Below are 15481 nucleotides of genomic sequence, written 5' to 3' on the forward strand. Positions count from 1 at the left end.
GCCCAGGCCAGCTGGTGGCCGCTGCCCGGGGCCGCCGCGCGCAGCTCGCGCAGCGCGCCGTCCGCCAGCTCGCGCCCGCCCTGCCCGCGCCAGGCGGGTTCATGCCGGGTGGATTCCCGCATCCCTCAGCGAGCCTAACGGCTGTTACCGTACCGTCGACAAATGCGGACATCCCCGCACTAAAGTTCAGACGTTCGGTTGCCGAGTGCCATTTTTCACCTATCCGGGTGACCGGCCTTGCCTCACCTGCTCCCCGGCCCTGGCGATGCTGCCGCACCACCGGGGCCGGGCGGTACCCCACGTACGCCATTGGGGTGACCGGTCACCTGTTCCCTTCCGGGAGGGAGGCCTCAGACCGCCCCCGCCGCCGCGTCCCGCTCCTGGGCCCGCAGCGCCCGCGCGAGGTCGTCACGGCACTCGGCGACCAGCCGGCGCAGCGCCGGCGGCGCGTCCGCGTGCCCGTCCAGCCAGGCGTCGGCGGCGTCGAGGGTGGCGGGCCGGTCCTGGTGGTGCGGGAAGAGCCCGCGGACGACCGCCATGCCGATCTCGATCGAGCGCTCCTTCCAGACCCGCCCGATCACGTCGAAGTAGCGGTCCGCGTAGGGGGCGAGCAGCTCGCGCTGGCCCGCCTGGTCGAAGCCCGCGATGGTGGCCTCGACGAGCGCGTTGGACAGCGCGTCGGACTCCACGACCGACGCCCAGCACTGCTCCTTGACGGCCACGGAGGGCCGCGCCGCCAGGCAGCGCACCTGGTGCCGCTTGCCGGAGGCGGTGTCGTCCCGGGCGAGTTCCGCCGCGACGGCGGCCTCGTCGGCAGCGCCGGCGGCGGCCAGCGCTTCCAGGAAGGTCCAGCGCAGCTCCTGGTCCACCTCGAGCCCGTCGATCTTCTCGGTGCCGTCGAGCAGCCCGCGCAGCACGTCCGCCCCGGCGTCCCCGGAGGCGACGGCCGCGTAGAAGCGGGCCCAGGCCAGCTGGTGGCCGCTGCCCGGGGCCGCCGCGCGCAGCTCGCGCAGCGCGCCGTCCGCCAGCTCGCGCCCGCCCTGCCCGCGCCAGGCGGGTGCCGCGTAGTCGTGCAGGGCCGTACGGGCCTGCATGTGCAGCCCCTGCAGGACGCCGATGTCGGTCTCGGCTCCGGCGAAGCGCAGCACCAGGCCGAGGTAGTCGCGGGCGGGCATCAGGCCGTCGCGGGTCATGTTCCACACCGCGGACCAGGCCAGGGCGCGGGCCATGGGGTCGGTGAGCGAGCCCAGGTGCCCCCGGACCGTGGCCAGGGAGTCCTCGTCGAAGCGGATCTTGCAGTAGGTCAGGTCGTCGTCGTTGACCAGCACCAGGTCGGGCCGCTCCGCCCCGGCCAGCTCGCCCACCACCGTGCGCGGGCCCGCGACGTCGGTCTCGGCGCGCGCGTAGCGTTCCACGGTGCCGTCCGCGGTGTGCCGGTAGAGCCCCACCACGACCCGGTGCGGGCGCAGCTCGGGGTGCGAGCGCGCGGCCTGCTGCACCACGGCCAGCTCGGCGATCCGTCCGTCGGCGTCGTACGTCACCTGCGGGGTCAGCGAGTTGACGCCCGCGGTCTGCAGCCAGGACCGGGACCACCCGGCCATGTCGCGCCCCGAGGTCTCCGCCAGCACCGACAGCAGGTCGCCCAGCTCGGTGTTGCCGTAGGCGTGGCGCTGGAAGTAGCGGCGCGCGCCCTCCAGGAAGGCGTCCCGCCCGACGTAGGCGACCAGCTGCTTGAGCACGCTGGCGCCCTTGGCGTAGGTGATGCCGTCGAAGTTGAGCTTGGCGTCCTCCAGGTCGCGGATGTCGGCCGTGACCGGGTGGGTGGAGGGCAGCTGGTCGGCGCGGTAGGCCCAGGCCTTGCGGCGGTTGGCGAAGGTGATCCAGCCCTCCTTGTAGCGGGTGGCCTCCACCAGCGAGAACGCGCCCATGAAGTCGGCGAAGGACTCCTTCAGCCACAGGTCGTCCCACCACCGCATGGTGACCAGGTCGCCGAACCACATGTGCGCCATCTCGTGCAGGATGACGTTCGCCCTGCCCTCGTAGGACGCCTGGGTGACCTTGCCGCGGAAGACGTACTCCTCGCGGAAGGTGACCAGCCCCGGGTTCTCCATCGCGCCGATGTTGTACTCGGGCACGAAGGCCTGGTCGTACTTCCCGAAGGGGTACGGGTAGCCGAAGTGGTCGTGGAAGAAGTCCAGGCCCTGCTTGGTGACGGTGAAGATCTCCTCGGCGTCGAAGTGCCGGGCGAGGCCCCTGCGGCACAGCGCCCCCAGCGGGATCTCCAGTTCGGAACCGTCCGGCAGCGCGCGCCGGTAGGTGTCGTGGACCATGTGGTACGGCCCGGCGACGACGGCCGTGATGTACGTGGAGATCGGGCGGGTCGGCGCGAAGTGCCGGGTCTCGCCGCCGTCGGAGACCCCGGTGACACGCTCGTTGCCCAGCACCACCCAGGACTCGGGCGCGGTGACGGAGAAGGTGAACGGCGCCTTCAGGTCGGGCTGCTCGAAGTCGGCGAAGACCCGGCGGGCGTCGGCCGGCTCGTACTGCGTGTAGAGGTAGACCTCGCCGTCCTCGGGGTCGGTGAAGCGGTGCATGCCCTCGCCCGTCCGGCTGTAGGCGCACTGCGCGTCCACGACCAGGACGTTCTCGGCGGCCAGGTCGTCCAGCGCGATCCGCGTCCCGTCGAAGACCACCGCGGGGTCCAGTTCCCGGCCGTTGAGCGTGACCGACGTGACGGAGGGCGCCAGCAGGTCCGCGAAGCTGGACGCGCCGGGCTCCGTGCAGCGGAACCTGACGGTGGTCACGGACCGGAACGTCGGCTCCTGCGGACGCAGCGCCGACCGCAGGTCGAGGGCGACCTCGTAACCGTCCACGGCCAGCAGCCGTGCCCGCTCTCGGGCCTCGTCACGCGTGAGGTTCTCACCGGGCACGGGGTCTCCATCCTTCGCACGCCGTCGTGGGATCTGTCTTGTGGACGCCACGCATCTTCGCACGTCGGCCCTGACGACGGCGCACGGGAATGGGGATGGCACCGGGGGCGTTGCGCGTTGCGGACCACGTGTCACCGCATCATGCCCAGAGGAGAGAACCGTGACCGAGACCACGACCACCCCCACCCCGGTGGACTTCTGGTTCGACCCCGCCTGCCCTTGGGCGTGGATGACCTCACGCTGGATGCTGGAGGTGGAGAAGGTGCGCCCCGTCGAGGTGCGCTGGCACGTGATGAGCCTCGCGGTGCTCAACGAGAACCGTGACGAGCTGCCCGAGCAGTACCGGGAGTTCCTGACCACGGCCTGGGGCCCGGTCCGCGTCTGCATCGCCGCCGAGCAGAAGTACGGCAGCAAGGTGCTCGGCCCCCTCTACACCGCGCTGGGCACCCGTATCCACAACCAGGGCCTGGGACACAAGGACCACGACGTCATCGTCGCCGCCCTGGAGGAGGCGGGCCTGCCCGCCGACCTCGCCGACTTCGCCCGCAGCGACGCCTACGACGAGGAGCTGCGCGCCTCCCACCAGGAGGGCATCTCCAAGGTCGGCCAGGACGTCGGCACCCCGGTCATCGCGGTGCCCGGCGCCGACGGCGAGCAGATCGCCTTCTTCGGTCCGGTCGTCACCCCGGCGCCCAAGGGCGAGGCCGCGGCCCGCCTGTGGGACGGTACCCTGCTCGTCGCGTCGACCCCCGGCTTCTACGAGATCAAGCGGACCCGCGACCAGGGCCCCGTCTTCGACTGAGGCGGCCGGTCCGGTTCAAAAGTGCCGGAGCAGTTCGGGGAAGGCCGTCAGCTGCAGCACCCGCCCGTCGGCCGGGTCGAGCTCGGACTGCTCCAGCACCCAGGTGTTCTCGTTGGGGATGAACACCGCGCTCATCCCCGCCTCGCGCGCGGGCAGGATGTCCGACTTCGGGGAGTTCCCGATCATCCAGCTCCTGCCCGGCGCGTAGCCGTACTCCGCCAGCAGGGCGCGGTAGGTGTCCGCGGCCTTCTCCGGCACGATGTGCACCCCGCGGAAGCGGTCCGCCAGCCCCGAGGCGGCCACCTTGCGCGCCTGCTCCTCCTCGTCGCCCTTGGTGAGCAGCAGCAGCTCGTGGCGGGTGCCCAGCTCCTCCAGCGTGCTCGCCACACCGGGCATCAGCTCCACCCGGTGCTCCACGAAGGCCACCGCCAGCTCGTCCACCCGCCGGAGCTCGGCCTGCGTGACGGGCCGCTCCCGCAGCCGCTCCAGGAGCTCGCCGAGGCTGCGCAGGAAGACCTTGCTGCCGTAGCCGTGGACGACCGCGTTCGCCGCCTCGATCTCGTTGAGCAGCGCCCTGATCTGCGCGCGGTCCAGGACGGGATGGTCCACCCAGTCCAGGAAGTCCTCTATGACCCGCTCGAAGACCACGTTGTTCTCCCACAACGTGTCGTCCGCGTCGAAGACCAGTACCTGTCCGGTCAGCCGTGCCTCGTCCATCCCGCGAGGGTATCCAGCACCTGCCGCCGGAGGCCGCGCATTTTCCGCGCGCGCTACGCGTGCCGTCCGGCGAGGGCCGCGTCCAGCTCCGCGCGGGACGGCGGATCGGCGCCCACCCGCGTGCAGTTGAGCGCCGCGGCCGTGACGCAGCGCTCCAGTACCGCGGCGAGCCCCTCCCGCGAGGCCGGGACGCCCTCGCCGGCGATCGCGTCGAGCAGCGCCGCCTGGAAGGCGTCGCCCGCGCCGATGGTGTCGACGACGTCGACCTCGGGCGCGGCCACCCGTACGAGGGCGCCGTCGGTCACCGCGAACGCGCCGTCCGGACCCAGCGTGACGACCGCGAGCCGCGGCCCCTCGGCGAGCAGCGCCCGGGCGGCCTCCTCCGGGGCGAGCCGCGGGAAGAGCCACGCCAGGTCGGCGTCACTGGCCTTGACCACGTCCGTGACCCCGGCCAGCCGCAGGCACGCCCGGCGGTAGGCGAGCCGGTCGGGCTGGACGGCCGGCCGCACGTTGAGGTCGGCGACGACGGTGCGCCCCGGCAGGGAGTGCAGGTCGCGGCAGAGTTCCAGCACCCGCGTCGCACCCGGTTCGACCACCGCGGCCAGCGAACCGGTGTGCAGCACCGCGGTGTCCGCGGGCAGCGGCAGCCGCTCCGGGTCCCACGCGGCCAGGAAGTCGTAGGAGGCGGAGCCGTCCCGGTCCAGGTAGGCCATCGCCAGTGTGGTGCGCCCGGCCGGGCTCGTGGCGCGGACGACCTCGACCCCGGTGGACTCCAGGTGCGCCCGCACCAGCTCGCCGGGCGGGTCGTCGCCCCACGTGGTGACCAGGGTGGTGGGCCGCCCGAGCCGGTGCAGGCCGACCGCGACGTTGGCCGGGCTGCCGCCCGGCACGGGGGTGACCTGCCGCTCCCCGGAACGCCACAGCAGGTCGACGAGGACCTCGCCGACGACGCCGACGCGGGAGGGGGAGGACGGAGCGCTCATGCGGGCAGCATAGGAGGCCGTCGTACGGGCGCCGGAGCGGTGTCCGAGCGGTGCCGGACCCGGCCGGTGGCGCCGCTCCGGCGGCGATTGGAGAAACCCCACTAAGGCCCGGGTGACGAAGCTCACGCCCGGCGCCGCATCCTTGTAGGAAGCCGACCAACGCCGTGATCAGGCCTTTGTGATCGGCGGACGATGATCGGCGGGGGCGACGCGGGTTAACGTCACGGTGTCCCGAACCGACCCTCACCCCGCGGAGTCACCCGATGGCCAGCGCAGTTCCCGCCGCTTCCGCCGTACGGACCCACCCGGTCCTCGCCGACCTCATCCCCGCGTCGCGGTTGCGCGACGTGGCCCTCGTCACCGGTGGCGCCGTACTGACCGGTCTGGCCGCGCAGTTGTCGGTCCCGGTCCCCGGGTCGCCGGTGCCCGTGACGGGCCAGACCTTCGCCGCGCTGCTGGTGGGCACCGCCCTCGGGGCTCGCCGCGGCTTCCTGGCGCTCGCGCTGTACGCGGTCGCCGGTGTCGCCGGCGTGCCGTGGTTCGCGGAGGGTTCGTCGGGCGCGGCGGCGCCGAGCTTCGGCTACATCCTCGGCATGGCGCTGGCGTCGGCGCTCGTGGGCGCGCTGGCCCGGCGGGGCGCGGACCGCAGCGTGTGGCGGATGGCCGGCGTCATGGTGGCCGGCAGCGCCGTCACCTACGCCGTGGGTGTCCCCTACCTCGCGCTGGCCGCGCACCTGACGCTGGGCCAGGCCGTGGCGCTGGGCCTGACCCCGTACCTGATCGGCGACGCGGTGAAGGCCGCCCTCGCCATGGGCGCGCTGCCCGCCGCCTGGAAGCTGGTCGGCCGACGCGACTGACCGGTCACGACCTGCGACGCACCCGGGTGGGGGCGGGGCGAAGGCCCCGCCCCCACCCGTTCTCCTTCAGTGCCGCGGCGCCGGCCCGCGCCGGGTCAGCCACAGGCCCGCGCCGCCCGCGGCCAGCAACAGGCCGCCGCCCAGCAGGAGGACGGCCGTGCGGCCGGGAGCGCCGGTGTCCGGCAGCGTGCCGGGTGCGGAGGGACTGGCGCCCGCGGAGGTGTCGGGGCCGAAGGGCACGTTGTCGGTGCCCAGCAGCAGCGGGGTGTCGGGTGCGTTCGGAGTGGGCTTGCTGGTGCCGAACGGGACCGGTCCCTGCTGCCACAGCAGGGTGCCGGTGTCGCCGAGCATCACGGGCAGGCAGATCTTGCCCTTGCCCTGGAGGTCGTAGGTCGCGGACACGGTGTAGGTCTTGCTCTTCCCCGCGGCCAGTTTCCCGACGGCGCAGCTGAATCCGCTGTTGGAACCGTCCGGGAGCTGCGCCTTCGGAATCGGGTCGCAGCCCTGCACGGCGGTCACCGCGAGGGCGTCGAAACCGACCACCAGGAGCCTGAGCCCAGGGGACTGCGCGTCACCCTTGTTGACCACCCGGGCCGTGATCGAGGTCTTTCCGGTCTTGTTGTCGACGGAGATCCTGGACGGCAGTTCCGTGCTCACCTTCACCCCGGCCGGGGCGCTCGGACCAGGCGTACCCCCCTGGCCGCTGCCCGGCACGGGCTCGGCACCGTACACCGGTCCGGCGAACGCCAGCGCCAGCACCGCGGCCGCCGCGGCCGATTTCCGAACATGAATTCGCCGATTGAAAAGGCGCATTGTTCTTCCCCCTTCTGCCCCGCATCAGCGGTATCTGAAGAGAGGTACCACAAGATTCCGGGCAACTATGCTGTCATGGTGGCAAGTTCATACTTCTGTCCCGGTCCCCGCGTGAATTGCGGGCCACCGGACAGGAATTGAGGGGCATGGGGAATTCTTCCCGCAGTGGGGAGTCCGGGCATGGTGGGAAATGCGGGTGGTGAGGTGCGCGGCCGGCTGGTGGCCGGCCGCTACCGACTGGGGGAGCCGATCGGCCAGGGCGGCATGGGCCGCGTCTGGCGGGCGGTCGACGAGGTGCTGGACCGGCAGGTCGCGGTCAAGGAGATGCGACTGGACGACATGGAGGCGGAGGACGCCCGGGTCCGTCGCGAGCGCAGCCTGCGGGAGGCGCGCGCCACCGCCCGGATCGACCACCCGAACGTGGTCCGGATCTACGACGTGGTCCAGGAGGACCACCGGCTCTGGATCGTGATGGAACTGGTCGACTGCCGGTCCCTGGAACAGATGCTGGCGCAGGACGGCCCGGTGGACGTGGCCGAGGCCGTGACGATCGGGACCGGGCTGGCCCGCGCGCTGCGCGAGGTGCACGCGGTCGGCGTGCTGCACCGCGACATCAAGCCCGGCAACGTGCTGATCGACACCCGGGGACGGGTCGTCCTCACCGACTTCGGCATCGCGGCGATCCAGGACGCCACGGCGCTGACGATGGCCGGGATGCTGGTCGGCTCGCCCGACTACATGGCCCCCGAGCGCGTGGAGGGCCGTCACCAGGGCCCGCCCTCGGACCTGTGGTCCCTGGGCGCGACCCTCTGCGCCGCCTTCGAGGGCAGGTCACCGTTCTCCCGGACCACCACCCTGGCCACGCTCCACGCGGTGCTCTACGAGGAGCCCCTGCTGCCGGCCGGCGCCGGGCCGCTCCACGGCACCCTGGCGGCCCTGCTGCGCAAGGACCCGGCGGAGCGGATGACCCTGGACGGCCTGGACGAGGCGCTCGCGGCCCTCGCCGCGCCCCCGGGCGGGCCGACCGTCGTCACCCGGCAGGCGCCGCCGCCCCCGGAGGAGGGGCACACCCCGACGCTTGCCGTCGGACGGGCCGCGCGGGAGCCGGCCGCCGGGCCGGAAGCGGCGCCGGAGCCGCAGGACGCCGTCCCGCCGGGCTGGGAGCGCCGCGTCACGGAGGCATCACCGGCGCCAGGACCGGAACAGGGCCCCGCGGTGCCGCCGGTGCCCCCGGGCCCCTCGCGCCCCCCGGCCTCCTCACGCCTCCGCCGGGTGGCCCTGCTGACCGCCGCGGGAGCGGCCGCCGCGGCCGTCGCCGTCACCGTCGTCCTGCTCACCGCGCCGCGCACCGGCCATCGGGAGGGCCCCGTCGTCGCGGGCACCAGCCGTCCCCCGTCCACCGGAGCCACCTCGTCCACCGGCACCTCGACCGGCACGCCCGCCCCCGGGGAGCGCAACGAGACCGGCTTCGCCTGGGAGCCGCCGCGGGGCTGGACGCGCAGCGCCAAGAGCCCGTCCAACGTCCACTACCACGCCCCGGACGGACAGCAGGAGATCGCCGCCTCGTACGCACTCGCGCGGGGCGGCGATCTCCTGGAGCAGTGGCGCGCCTTCGAGGCCGGTTCCCACGACGTGCCCGGCTACCGGAAGACCCGGCTGGAGCGGACGTCGTTCCGCGGTCGGCCCGCCGTCGTGTGGGAGTACGCCTTCACCCAGGCCGGCGCGCCCTGGCGGGCGCGGCAGCTCGGCTTCACCGAAGGAGGCAAGTCGTACCAGCTGAACGTCTGGTACGCGGCTTCGGCCGGGTCCGCCGCGCTGGCCGCCTACGACCGGGTGGGGGAGTCCTTCCGGCCCTTGTGAAGCAGTTGGCGCACCACCGCGACGGCGACCACGCCGAGCCCCACCAGCACCGAGACGACCACCTGGTCCCGGCCGCCGCCGTCGGCGGTGTCGGTGAGCATGTAGCCGAGCACGAACACGATCATGGCGATCGTCGCCCAGGTCAGGTACGGGTACAGCCACATCCGCACCCGCAGCCGCTCCGGGGCCTCCTTCAGGATGATCTTCCGCATGCGCAGTTGCGAGAAGCAGATCACCAGCCACACGAACAGCGCGATCGCACCGGAGGCGTTGAGCAGGAAGAGGAAGACGGTGTCGGGGTACTTGTAGTTGAAGAAGACCGCGACGAAGCCGAAGACGACCGAGCCCAGGATCGCCGCCTGCGGCACACCGCGCCTGGTGGTGCGGGCGAACGCCTTCGGCGCGTCACCGCGCCGGCCCAGCGAGAAGGCCATGCGCGAGGCCGTGTAGAGGCCGGAGTTGAGGCAGGACAGCACGGCCGTGAGTACGATCACGTTCATGATCTGGCCGGCGTGCGCGATGCCGATCGAGTTCAGCGCGGCGACGTAGGAGCCGTCCTTGGCGATCGACGGGTCGTTCCACGGCAGCAGCGACACCACGATGAAGATCGAGCCCAGGTAGAAGACGCCGATCCGCCAGATCACGCTGTTGGTGGCCTTGGTGACCGCGCGCTCGGGGTCGGCGGACTCGCCGGCGGCCAGTGTGACGATCTCGCTGCCCATGAAGGAGAACACGACCAGCAGCACACCGGTGAGGATCTTGCCGGGGCCGTTGGGGAGGAAGCCGCCGTGCGCGGTGAGGTTGCCCAGCCCCGCGGCGTCGTCGTGGCTGCCGGGCAGCACGCCGAAGACCGCGAGCGCGCCGAGCACGATGAAGCCGGCGATGGCCACGACCTTGATCCCGGCGAACCAGAACTCGAACTCGCCGTAGGAGGCCACCGAGGCCAGGTTGGTCGCGGTGAGCACGACCATCACGATCAGCGCCCAGCCCCACTGGGGCACGGCCGGGACCCAGCCCTCCAGGATCTTGGCCCCGGCGGTCGCCTCGACCGCCAGCACCACGACCCAGAAGAACCAGTACAGCCAGCCGATGGAGAAGCCGGCCCAGCGGCCCAGCGCACGGTCGGCGTAGGCGGAGAAGGAGCCGGAGGTGGGGTTCGCGGCCGCCATCTCGCCCAGCATGCGCATGACGAAGACGACCATGGTGCCGACGAGGGCGTACGACAGGAGGATGCCGGGGCCGGCGGCGGCGATGCCGGAGGCGGAGCCGACGAAGAGGCCGGCACCGATCACACCGCCGATCGCGATCATCGACAGGTGGCGGTTCTTGAGCCCGGCCTTCAGGCCCGAGCCGTCCTGCTGTTCCGTCGTGGCCTCGTGGGCCGCAGCGGTGGAGTCGGCCACTGGGGTGGGGGGACGTGTACTCATGGGGTGGCATGAAACACGGCCCGGCGCGGCCGTGGGAACCTTTGATTCCGTTTTGTTGTCCCATCCTCAAGCCACCCTCAAATCCCCCTCACGCATCACCCACGGCATGTCGCCCAGCGTGCCCGTGCGACACTCGTCCGTATGCGCGTGTACCTCGGTTCCGACCATGCCGGCTTTGAACTCAAGAACCACCTCGTGGAGTGGCTCGAGGCCAACGGGCACGAGCCCGTCGACTGCGGCCCGCACATTTACGACGCCCAGGACGACTACCCGCCGTTCTGCCTGCGCGCCGCGGAGCGCACCGCCGCGGACCCCGGCTCCCTCGGCATCGTGATCGGCGGCTCGGGCAACGGCGAGGCCATCGCGGCCAACAAGGTCAAGGGCGTCCGGGCCGCGCTCGCCTGGAGCCAGGAGACCGCGACCCTCGGCCGCGAGCACAACGACGCCAACGTCATCAGCGTCGGCGCCCGCATGCACACCACCGACGAGGCCACCAAGTTCGTCGAGGTCTTCCTCGGCACGCCCTACTCGGGTGAGCCGCGCCACACCCGCCGCATCGACATGCTCTCCGCGTACGAGACCACCGGCGAGCTGCCCCCGATCCCGCCGCACCACCCGCAGGAGGGCTGATCCGGGCATGCCCGAGGGGCATACGATCCACCGCCTCGCCGCGGACCACGAGGCACGCTTCGCCGGCCGGGTGGTCCGCGCGAGCAGTCCGCAGGGCAAGTTCTCCGACGGCGCCGCCCTCCTGGACGGCGCCGTGATGGAGTCCGCGGAGGCCCACGGCAAGCACCTCTTCCTGGGGTTCGGCCCGGTCGGCTGGGTCCACGTCCACCTCGGGCTGTACGGGAAGTCGGGCTTCGGCACCGGGCCGGGCGGGGCCCCCGTCGGCCAGGTCAGGCTGCGCCTGGCCACCGACGAGCACCACGCCGACCTGCGCGGGCCGACCGCCTGCGAGCTGATCACCGGGGCCGAGAAGCAGGCGATACACGACCGGCTCGGCCCCGACCCGCTGCGGCCCGCCGACACCGGGGAACGCGCCTGGGCCCGCGTGGCGCGCAGCCGCACCAGCGTCGCCGCGCTGCTCATGGACCAGAAGGTCGTCGCCGGCGTCGGCAACGTCTACCGCGCCGAGGTCCTCTTCCGCCACGGCGTCGACCCGTACCTGGCGGGACGCGACCTGGACCGCGCGCGGTGGGACGCGATCTGGGCCGATCTGGTGGCCCTGATGCGCGAGGGCGTGCGGAACAACCGCATCGACACCGTCCGCCCCGAGCACACCCCCGAGGCCATGGGCCGTGCGCCGCGCGTCGACGACCACGGCGGCGAGGTCTACGTCTACCGCCGTGCGGGGATGCTGTGCCACGTCTGCGGCACCGAGGTGCGCACCGCCTCCCTGGTGGCGCGCAACCTCTTCTGGTGCCCCGCCTGCCAGCCCGTCCGGGGCTGACTCCCCGCTCGGACCCGCGGCCGGCCGGGGACACGCCCAAGGGAGCGCCCCAGCCGGTGGACATGGCCCCGAGCGGGGACCTAGAAGCCGTGCGGCAGCCAGGGGGCGACGTCGCCGCCGAAAGCCACCGCGGCCTCCCGCAGCGCGCCCTGCCGAAGCTCCCGCACGCGTCCGGCCCGCGCCAGCGCGGTCAGCGAGACGTCGCCCAGGTAGGCCGCGCCCAGCTCGCGCACCGACAGCGCCAGGTCCGCGGCGTCCGTCGTCCGCTCGCACATGGCGCCCTTGGCGTCGCCGCCGAGCCGCCAGCGGCCCTCGTTCCAGGGGCAGAACGGGTCCGAGACCTCCAGCACGACGTCCAGCGGGGCAGCGTAGGTACGGGCCGACAGGGCCGCGCCCACCTCGACCGGGCGCAGCAGCAGCCCTTCCCTGACGCGCACGCCGCAGCGGCGCACGTCGTCGACCAGGTGCAGGACCGGGTCGTCGGCGGGACGGTTGCGCGCGGTGATGCGGCAGGTGAGGTCGATGCCGAACAGGTAGTGCCACAGGGCGGCGTATGTGTCCGGATCCAGTGCCTCCAGGTCGCGCAGCACCACCGTTCCGTCCGGTCCGGCTGCGTTCCAGGCGGACTTCACCGCGTAGCGCGTGTAGCCCCGCACCTCCCCGTCGCGCTCGGCGACCACGCAGAGCAGTTTCGACGCGCCGTCCCGGAACGCCTCCGGGTCGAGCACGCCCTTGCGCTCCCAGTTCGGCCGCCGCTCCAGCATGCCCGGCCGGGTGGGCACCCGCCGCGCGTAGACCTCCTCGCAGGCCGCCAGGGCCTTCTCCGGGTCGGCGAAGCGCAGGGTGACCCCGTCGGCGCCCGCGGGCACGGTGAGGCCGGCGCGCAGGGTGTCGACCTCCAGGGTCGTCTGGCGGGTGGCGACCTCGTAGCCGTACCGGCCGTAGATCGCCGGCTCGGAGGCCGTGAGCACCGCCAGGGGCTCGCCCCGTTCGCGCACCTCGTCCAGTTGCCGCCGCATCATCGAGGTCAGCAGCCCGCGGCGGCGGTGCGTCGAGGCGACGCTGACCATGGTGACGCCGGCCGCCGGGACCACGGCGCCGCCCGGCACCGCCATGCGGAAGGAGAACGCCCCCGCGGTGCCGACGACCTCCGCGCCGTCCCAGGCCGCGATCGACCGGGAGAACTCGGTCACCCCGCGGTCGAACTCCCGCTCCTCCGTCGGCCAGACCGCGCTGCCGAACGCGCGTTCCAGCGTGCTGAACCACTCGTCCCACTGTTCGGACTCGAGAACCCGCAATTCCACCGTCATGTGCCCTGCCTACCAGTCGCCCCAAGGCCGGGCGAACGGTTTTCGCCGGTCATGGCGGCGAATCAGCGCACCATGAGGGGCACCTCCGATGCGGAGAACGGGTGAGGGTGGATAGGGTCGCCGGGAACATGGCACGACGCCCGGTAGGAGACGGATTCGGGGCCCGGTGGCGCAGGACGGTCCACCGGGCCCGCGTAGGCCTGCGCAAATCCGCCGTGGACTACTTCCGCGGCGACGCGGCCGACTGGCTCGCCCTGACCGTCCTGACGATCAGCGTCCCGCTGATCGCCTGGGCCACGGTGCTGGCGCCGCAATGGTGCCCGCCCACCACCCTGGTGCTGCCCGTTCTTGTCGGCGGCCTGCTGCTGCGCCCCTCCAGCCTCCTGCTGCTGTACGGGGCGAGCGCCGCCGCGATGGTGGTGGAGTCCGCCGTCCTCGGCCCGTACCGCGACGGCGTCGGCCGGGTGACCCCGGGCACCGTGCTGGTGGTGGCGGCCGTGGCGCTGGCCGGGCTGATCGTCGCGCAGTTCCGCGCCCGGGTCGGCGTGCCCTGGATGCGCGGCGGCACGATGCTCTTCGACCTGCGCGAGCGCATCCGGGTGCAGAGCAGGCTGCCGCGACTGCCCGACGGCTGGCACGCCGAGATGGCGCTGCGGCCGGCCGGCGGCCAGTCCTTCTCCGGCGACTTCGTGGTGGCCACCCGCACCTCGGGCGGGCGGATCCTGGAAGCCGTCCTCACCGATGTGTCGGGCAAGGGCATGGACGCCGGCTCCCGCGCCCTGCTGCTCTCCGGCGCCTTCGGCGGCCTGCTCGGCTCACTGCCGCCGCACGCCTTCCTCACCGCCGCCAACGGCTACCTGCTCCGGCAGAACTGGGACGAGGGCTTCGCCACCTCCGTCCACCTGGTGCTGGACGTGGAGACCGGCGACTACGAGCTGCTCTCCGCGGGCCACCTGCCGGGCATGCAGCTCAGCGCGGGCACCGGCCGCTGGGAGGAGAAGGCGGCCGAGGGGCCGCTGCTGGGGGTGTACGACGGCGCCGAGTTCAACAGCGTGAAGGGCACGCTGCGCTCCGGCGACGTCCTGCTGCTCTTCACCGACGGCCTGGTCGAGGCCGCCGGCCGCGACATCACCGAAGGCATCGACCGGCTCGTCGGCGAGGCCGACCGGTACGTCGCGCACGGCTTCCGCGGCGCGGCCTGGCAGCTGATCGAGGCGGTCGCCAAGGACGTCAACGACGACCGCGCCCTGCTCATCGTGTGCCGGGACTAGCCGCCGGCCGGAACGCCCAGGACATCTTCGGCTCCATCGCGAAGCGGAACAGCCGCTGCACCGGAGGGGTGCACAGCGCGGTGACCACCACGACGGCGATCGCGGTGACCGCGACCTGGCCCAGCGGGGTGTGGATCCAGTCGTGGTCGTACCAGCTGCCGAAGCGGGAGCCCTTGGCGAGGAAGCCGTGCAGCAGGTATCCGTAGAGCGTGCCGGCGCCGAGGGCCGTGAACCACATGCGGCGGCGCGGCACCCAGGCGAAGAAGCACACCGTCAGCGCCAGGGAGCAGCAGAACAGCGCCAGCGTCATGACCGGCCCCGTCCACCAGGGCGCGCCCAGCTCCTGGGCGCTCGTGCGGTGGTAGAGCCAGGCCCGGTCCATCCGGGGCACCACCCAGTAGGAGACGACCAGCGCGCCGAGCCCCGCCGGAACGGACAGCACGCGCACCACCCGGCGCCGGGCGAGGTGGAAGTGCTCCGCCTTCAGGCACATGCCGAGCACGAAGAAGGGCAGGAACTGCAGGACGCGCTGGAGTTCCAGGTCGTCGCCGATGGTCGGGGTGACGGACGCCAGGGCCGCGATCACCAGGGCGACCGCGACCGGCTGCCGGACGATGCGCCAGATGGGGGCGGTGAGACGCCAGATGAAGAGGGCGGCGAGGAACCAGGTGAGGTACCAGGGGTCGAGCAGGCTGAGCGGTTGCGGCGCCGCGTCGTCGGCCCAGTTCCTGAAGAGCGAGTAGGCGGCCTCGAAGAGCAGGTACGGGACGGCGATGCCGGTGATCAGTCTCCTGACGCGGTCCGGACGGGCGTCGAAACTCTTCGAGAAGTAGCCGGAGATGACGATGAAGGCCGGCATGTGGAACGCGTACACGAGGATGTAGAGCGCGCCGGCGGCCCTGCTGTGCCCGGTGAGCGGTTCCCAGGCGTGGCCCATCGCGACCAGGACGATCGCGAGGTACTTGGCGTTGTCGAAGAACGGGTCGCGCCCGGCGGAGGGCGCGACCCGTTCTTCGACAACGCCAAGTACCTCGCGATCGTCCTGGTCGCGATGGGCC

13 protein-coding genes are annotated in these 15481 nt (G+C 72.7%); 6 read left to right on the plus strand and 7 right to left on the minus strand.

Going from position 1 to position 15481, the window contains the following annotated elements; genetic code table 11:
• Positions 1 to 350: 350 nt before the first annotated feature.
• Positions 351 to 2930, minus strand: coding sequence for an aminopeptidase N (gene pepN, locus PV350_RS36020; protein WP_500337710.1), 2580 nt, complete (start codon positions 2928 to 2930; stop codon positions 351 to 353).
• Positions 2931 to 3090: 160 nt separating this feature from the next.
• On the opposite strand from pepN, the gene PV350_RS36025 reads away from it, so the two are divergent.
• A complete protein-coding gene (locus tag PV350_RS36025) occupies positions 3091 to 3732 on the plus strand; it encodes a mycothiol-dependent nitroreductase Rv2466c family protein (protein WP_499511907.1) in 642 nt (213 codons plus the stop codon).
• A 15-nt stretch (positions 3733 to 3747) separates the two neighbouring features.
• On the opposite strand, the gene PV350_RS36030 is transcribed toward PV350_RS36025, so the two are convergent.
• Together PV350_RS36030 and PV350_RS36035 are read right to left on the minus strand one after the other, a co-directional pair.
• Positions 3748 to 4449: an HAD family hydrolase gene (locus PV350_RS36030; RefSeq protein ID WP_500337711.1), complete on the minus strand. Its 702-nt coding sequence runs from the start codon at positions 4447 to 4449 to the stop codon at positions 3748 to 3750.
• A gap of 53 nt (positions 4450 to 4502) precedes the next feature.
• Entirely contained in the window at positions 4503 to 5432 is a 930-nt protein-coding gene (locus PV350_RS36035; RefSeq protein ID WP_500337712.1) for a carbohydrate kinase family protein, read from the minus strand.
• A 263-nt stretch (positions 5433 to 5695) separates the two neighbouring features.
• On the opposite strand from PV350_RS36035, the gene PV350_RS36040 reads away from it, so the two are divergent.
• Positions 5696 to 6289, plus strand: a complete 594-nt coding sequence (locus PV350_RS36040; RefSeq protein ID WP_499511904.1) for a biotin transporter BioY — start codon at positions 5696 to 5698, stop codon at positions 6287 to 6289.
• A 66-nt stretch (positions 6290 to 6355) separates the two neighbouring features.
• Here the strand turns inward: PV350_RS36040 and PV350_RS36045 are convergent, their stop codons facing one another.
• Complete coding sequence (locus PV350_RS36045) at positions 6356 to 6946, minus strand: hypothetical protein (RefSeq protein WP_500337714.1); 591 nt, start codon at positions 6944 to 6946, stop codon at positions 6356 to 6358.
• Between the two features lie 336 nt (positions 6947 to 7282).
• Between PV350_RS36045 and PV350_RS36050 the strand changes: the two genes are divergently transcribed.
• Positions 7283 to 8962 (plus strand): serine/threonine-protein kinase, encoded by a 1680-nt coding sequence (locus PV350_RS36050; RefSeq protein ID WP_500337715.1) that lies wholly within the window; start codon positions 7283 to 7285, stop codon positions 8960 to 8962.
• Here PV350_RS36050 and PV350_RS36055 read toward each other — a convergent pair.
• A complete protein-coding gene (locus PV350_RS36055; protein ID WP_500337716.1) occupies positions 8926 to 10389 on the minus strand; it encodes an amino acid permease in 1464 nt (487 codons plus the stop codon). The genes PV350_RS36050 and PV350_RS36055 overlap by 37 nt on opposite strands.
• A 141-nt stretch (positions 10390 to 10530) precedes the next feature.
• Here PV350_RS36055 and PV350_RS36060 point away from each other — a divergent pair, with 141 nt between their 5' ends.
• Both PV350_RS36060 and PV350_RS36065 read left to right on the plus strand, forming a co-directional pair.
• A complete protein-coding gene (locus tag PV350_RS36060) occupies positions 10531 to 11019 on the plus strand; it encodes a ribose-5-phosphate isomerase (RefSeq protein ID WP_499511900.1) in 489 nt (162 codons plus the stop codon).
• 7 nt (positions 11020 to 11026) lie between these two features.
• Positions 11027 to 11842 (plus strand): Fpg/Nei family DNA glycosylase, encoded by an 816-nt coding sequence (locus PV350_RS36065; RefSeq protein WP_500337717.1) that lies wholly within the window; start codon positions 11027 to 11029, stop codon positions 11840 to 11842.
• 80 nt (positions 11843 to 11922) lie between these two features.
• Here the strand turns inward: PV350_RS36065 and PV350_RS36070 are convergent, their stop codons facing one another.
• On the minus strand, positions 11923 to 13152 hold the full coding sequence (locus tag PV350_RS36070; RefSeq protein WP_500337719.1) for a GNAT family N-acetyltransferase: 1230 nt from the start codon (positions 13150 to 13152) through the stop codon (positions 11923 to 11925).
• Between the two features lie 128 nt (positions 13153 to 13280).
• Between PV350_RS36070 and PV350_RS36075 the strand changes: the two genes are divergently transcribed.
• A complete protein-coding gene (locus tag PV350_RS36075) occupies positions 13281 to 14423 on the plus strand; it encodes a PP2C family protein-serine/threonine phosphatase (RefSeq protein WP_499511897.1) in 1143 nt (380 codons plus the stop codon).
• Here PV350_RS36075 and PV350_RS36080 read toward each other — a convergent pair.
• Positions 14404 to 15481 (minus strand): acyltransferase family protein (locus PV350_RS36080; RefSeq protein WP_500337721.1); only part of this gene is annotated, 1078 nt, incomplete at its 5' end. The genes PV350_RS36075 and PV350_RS36080 overlap by 20 nt on opposite strands.

Source organism: Streptomyces sp. PA03-6a, from assembly GCF_033792765.1.
In the GTDB taxonomy this organism is placed as follows: domain Bacteria; phylum Actinomycetota; class Actinomycetes; order Streptomycetales; family Streptomycetaceae; genus Actinacidiphila.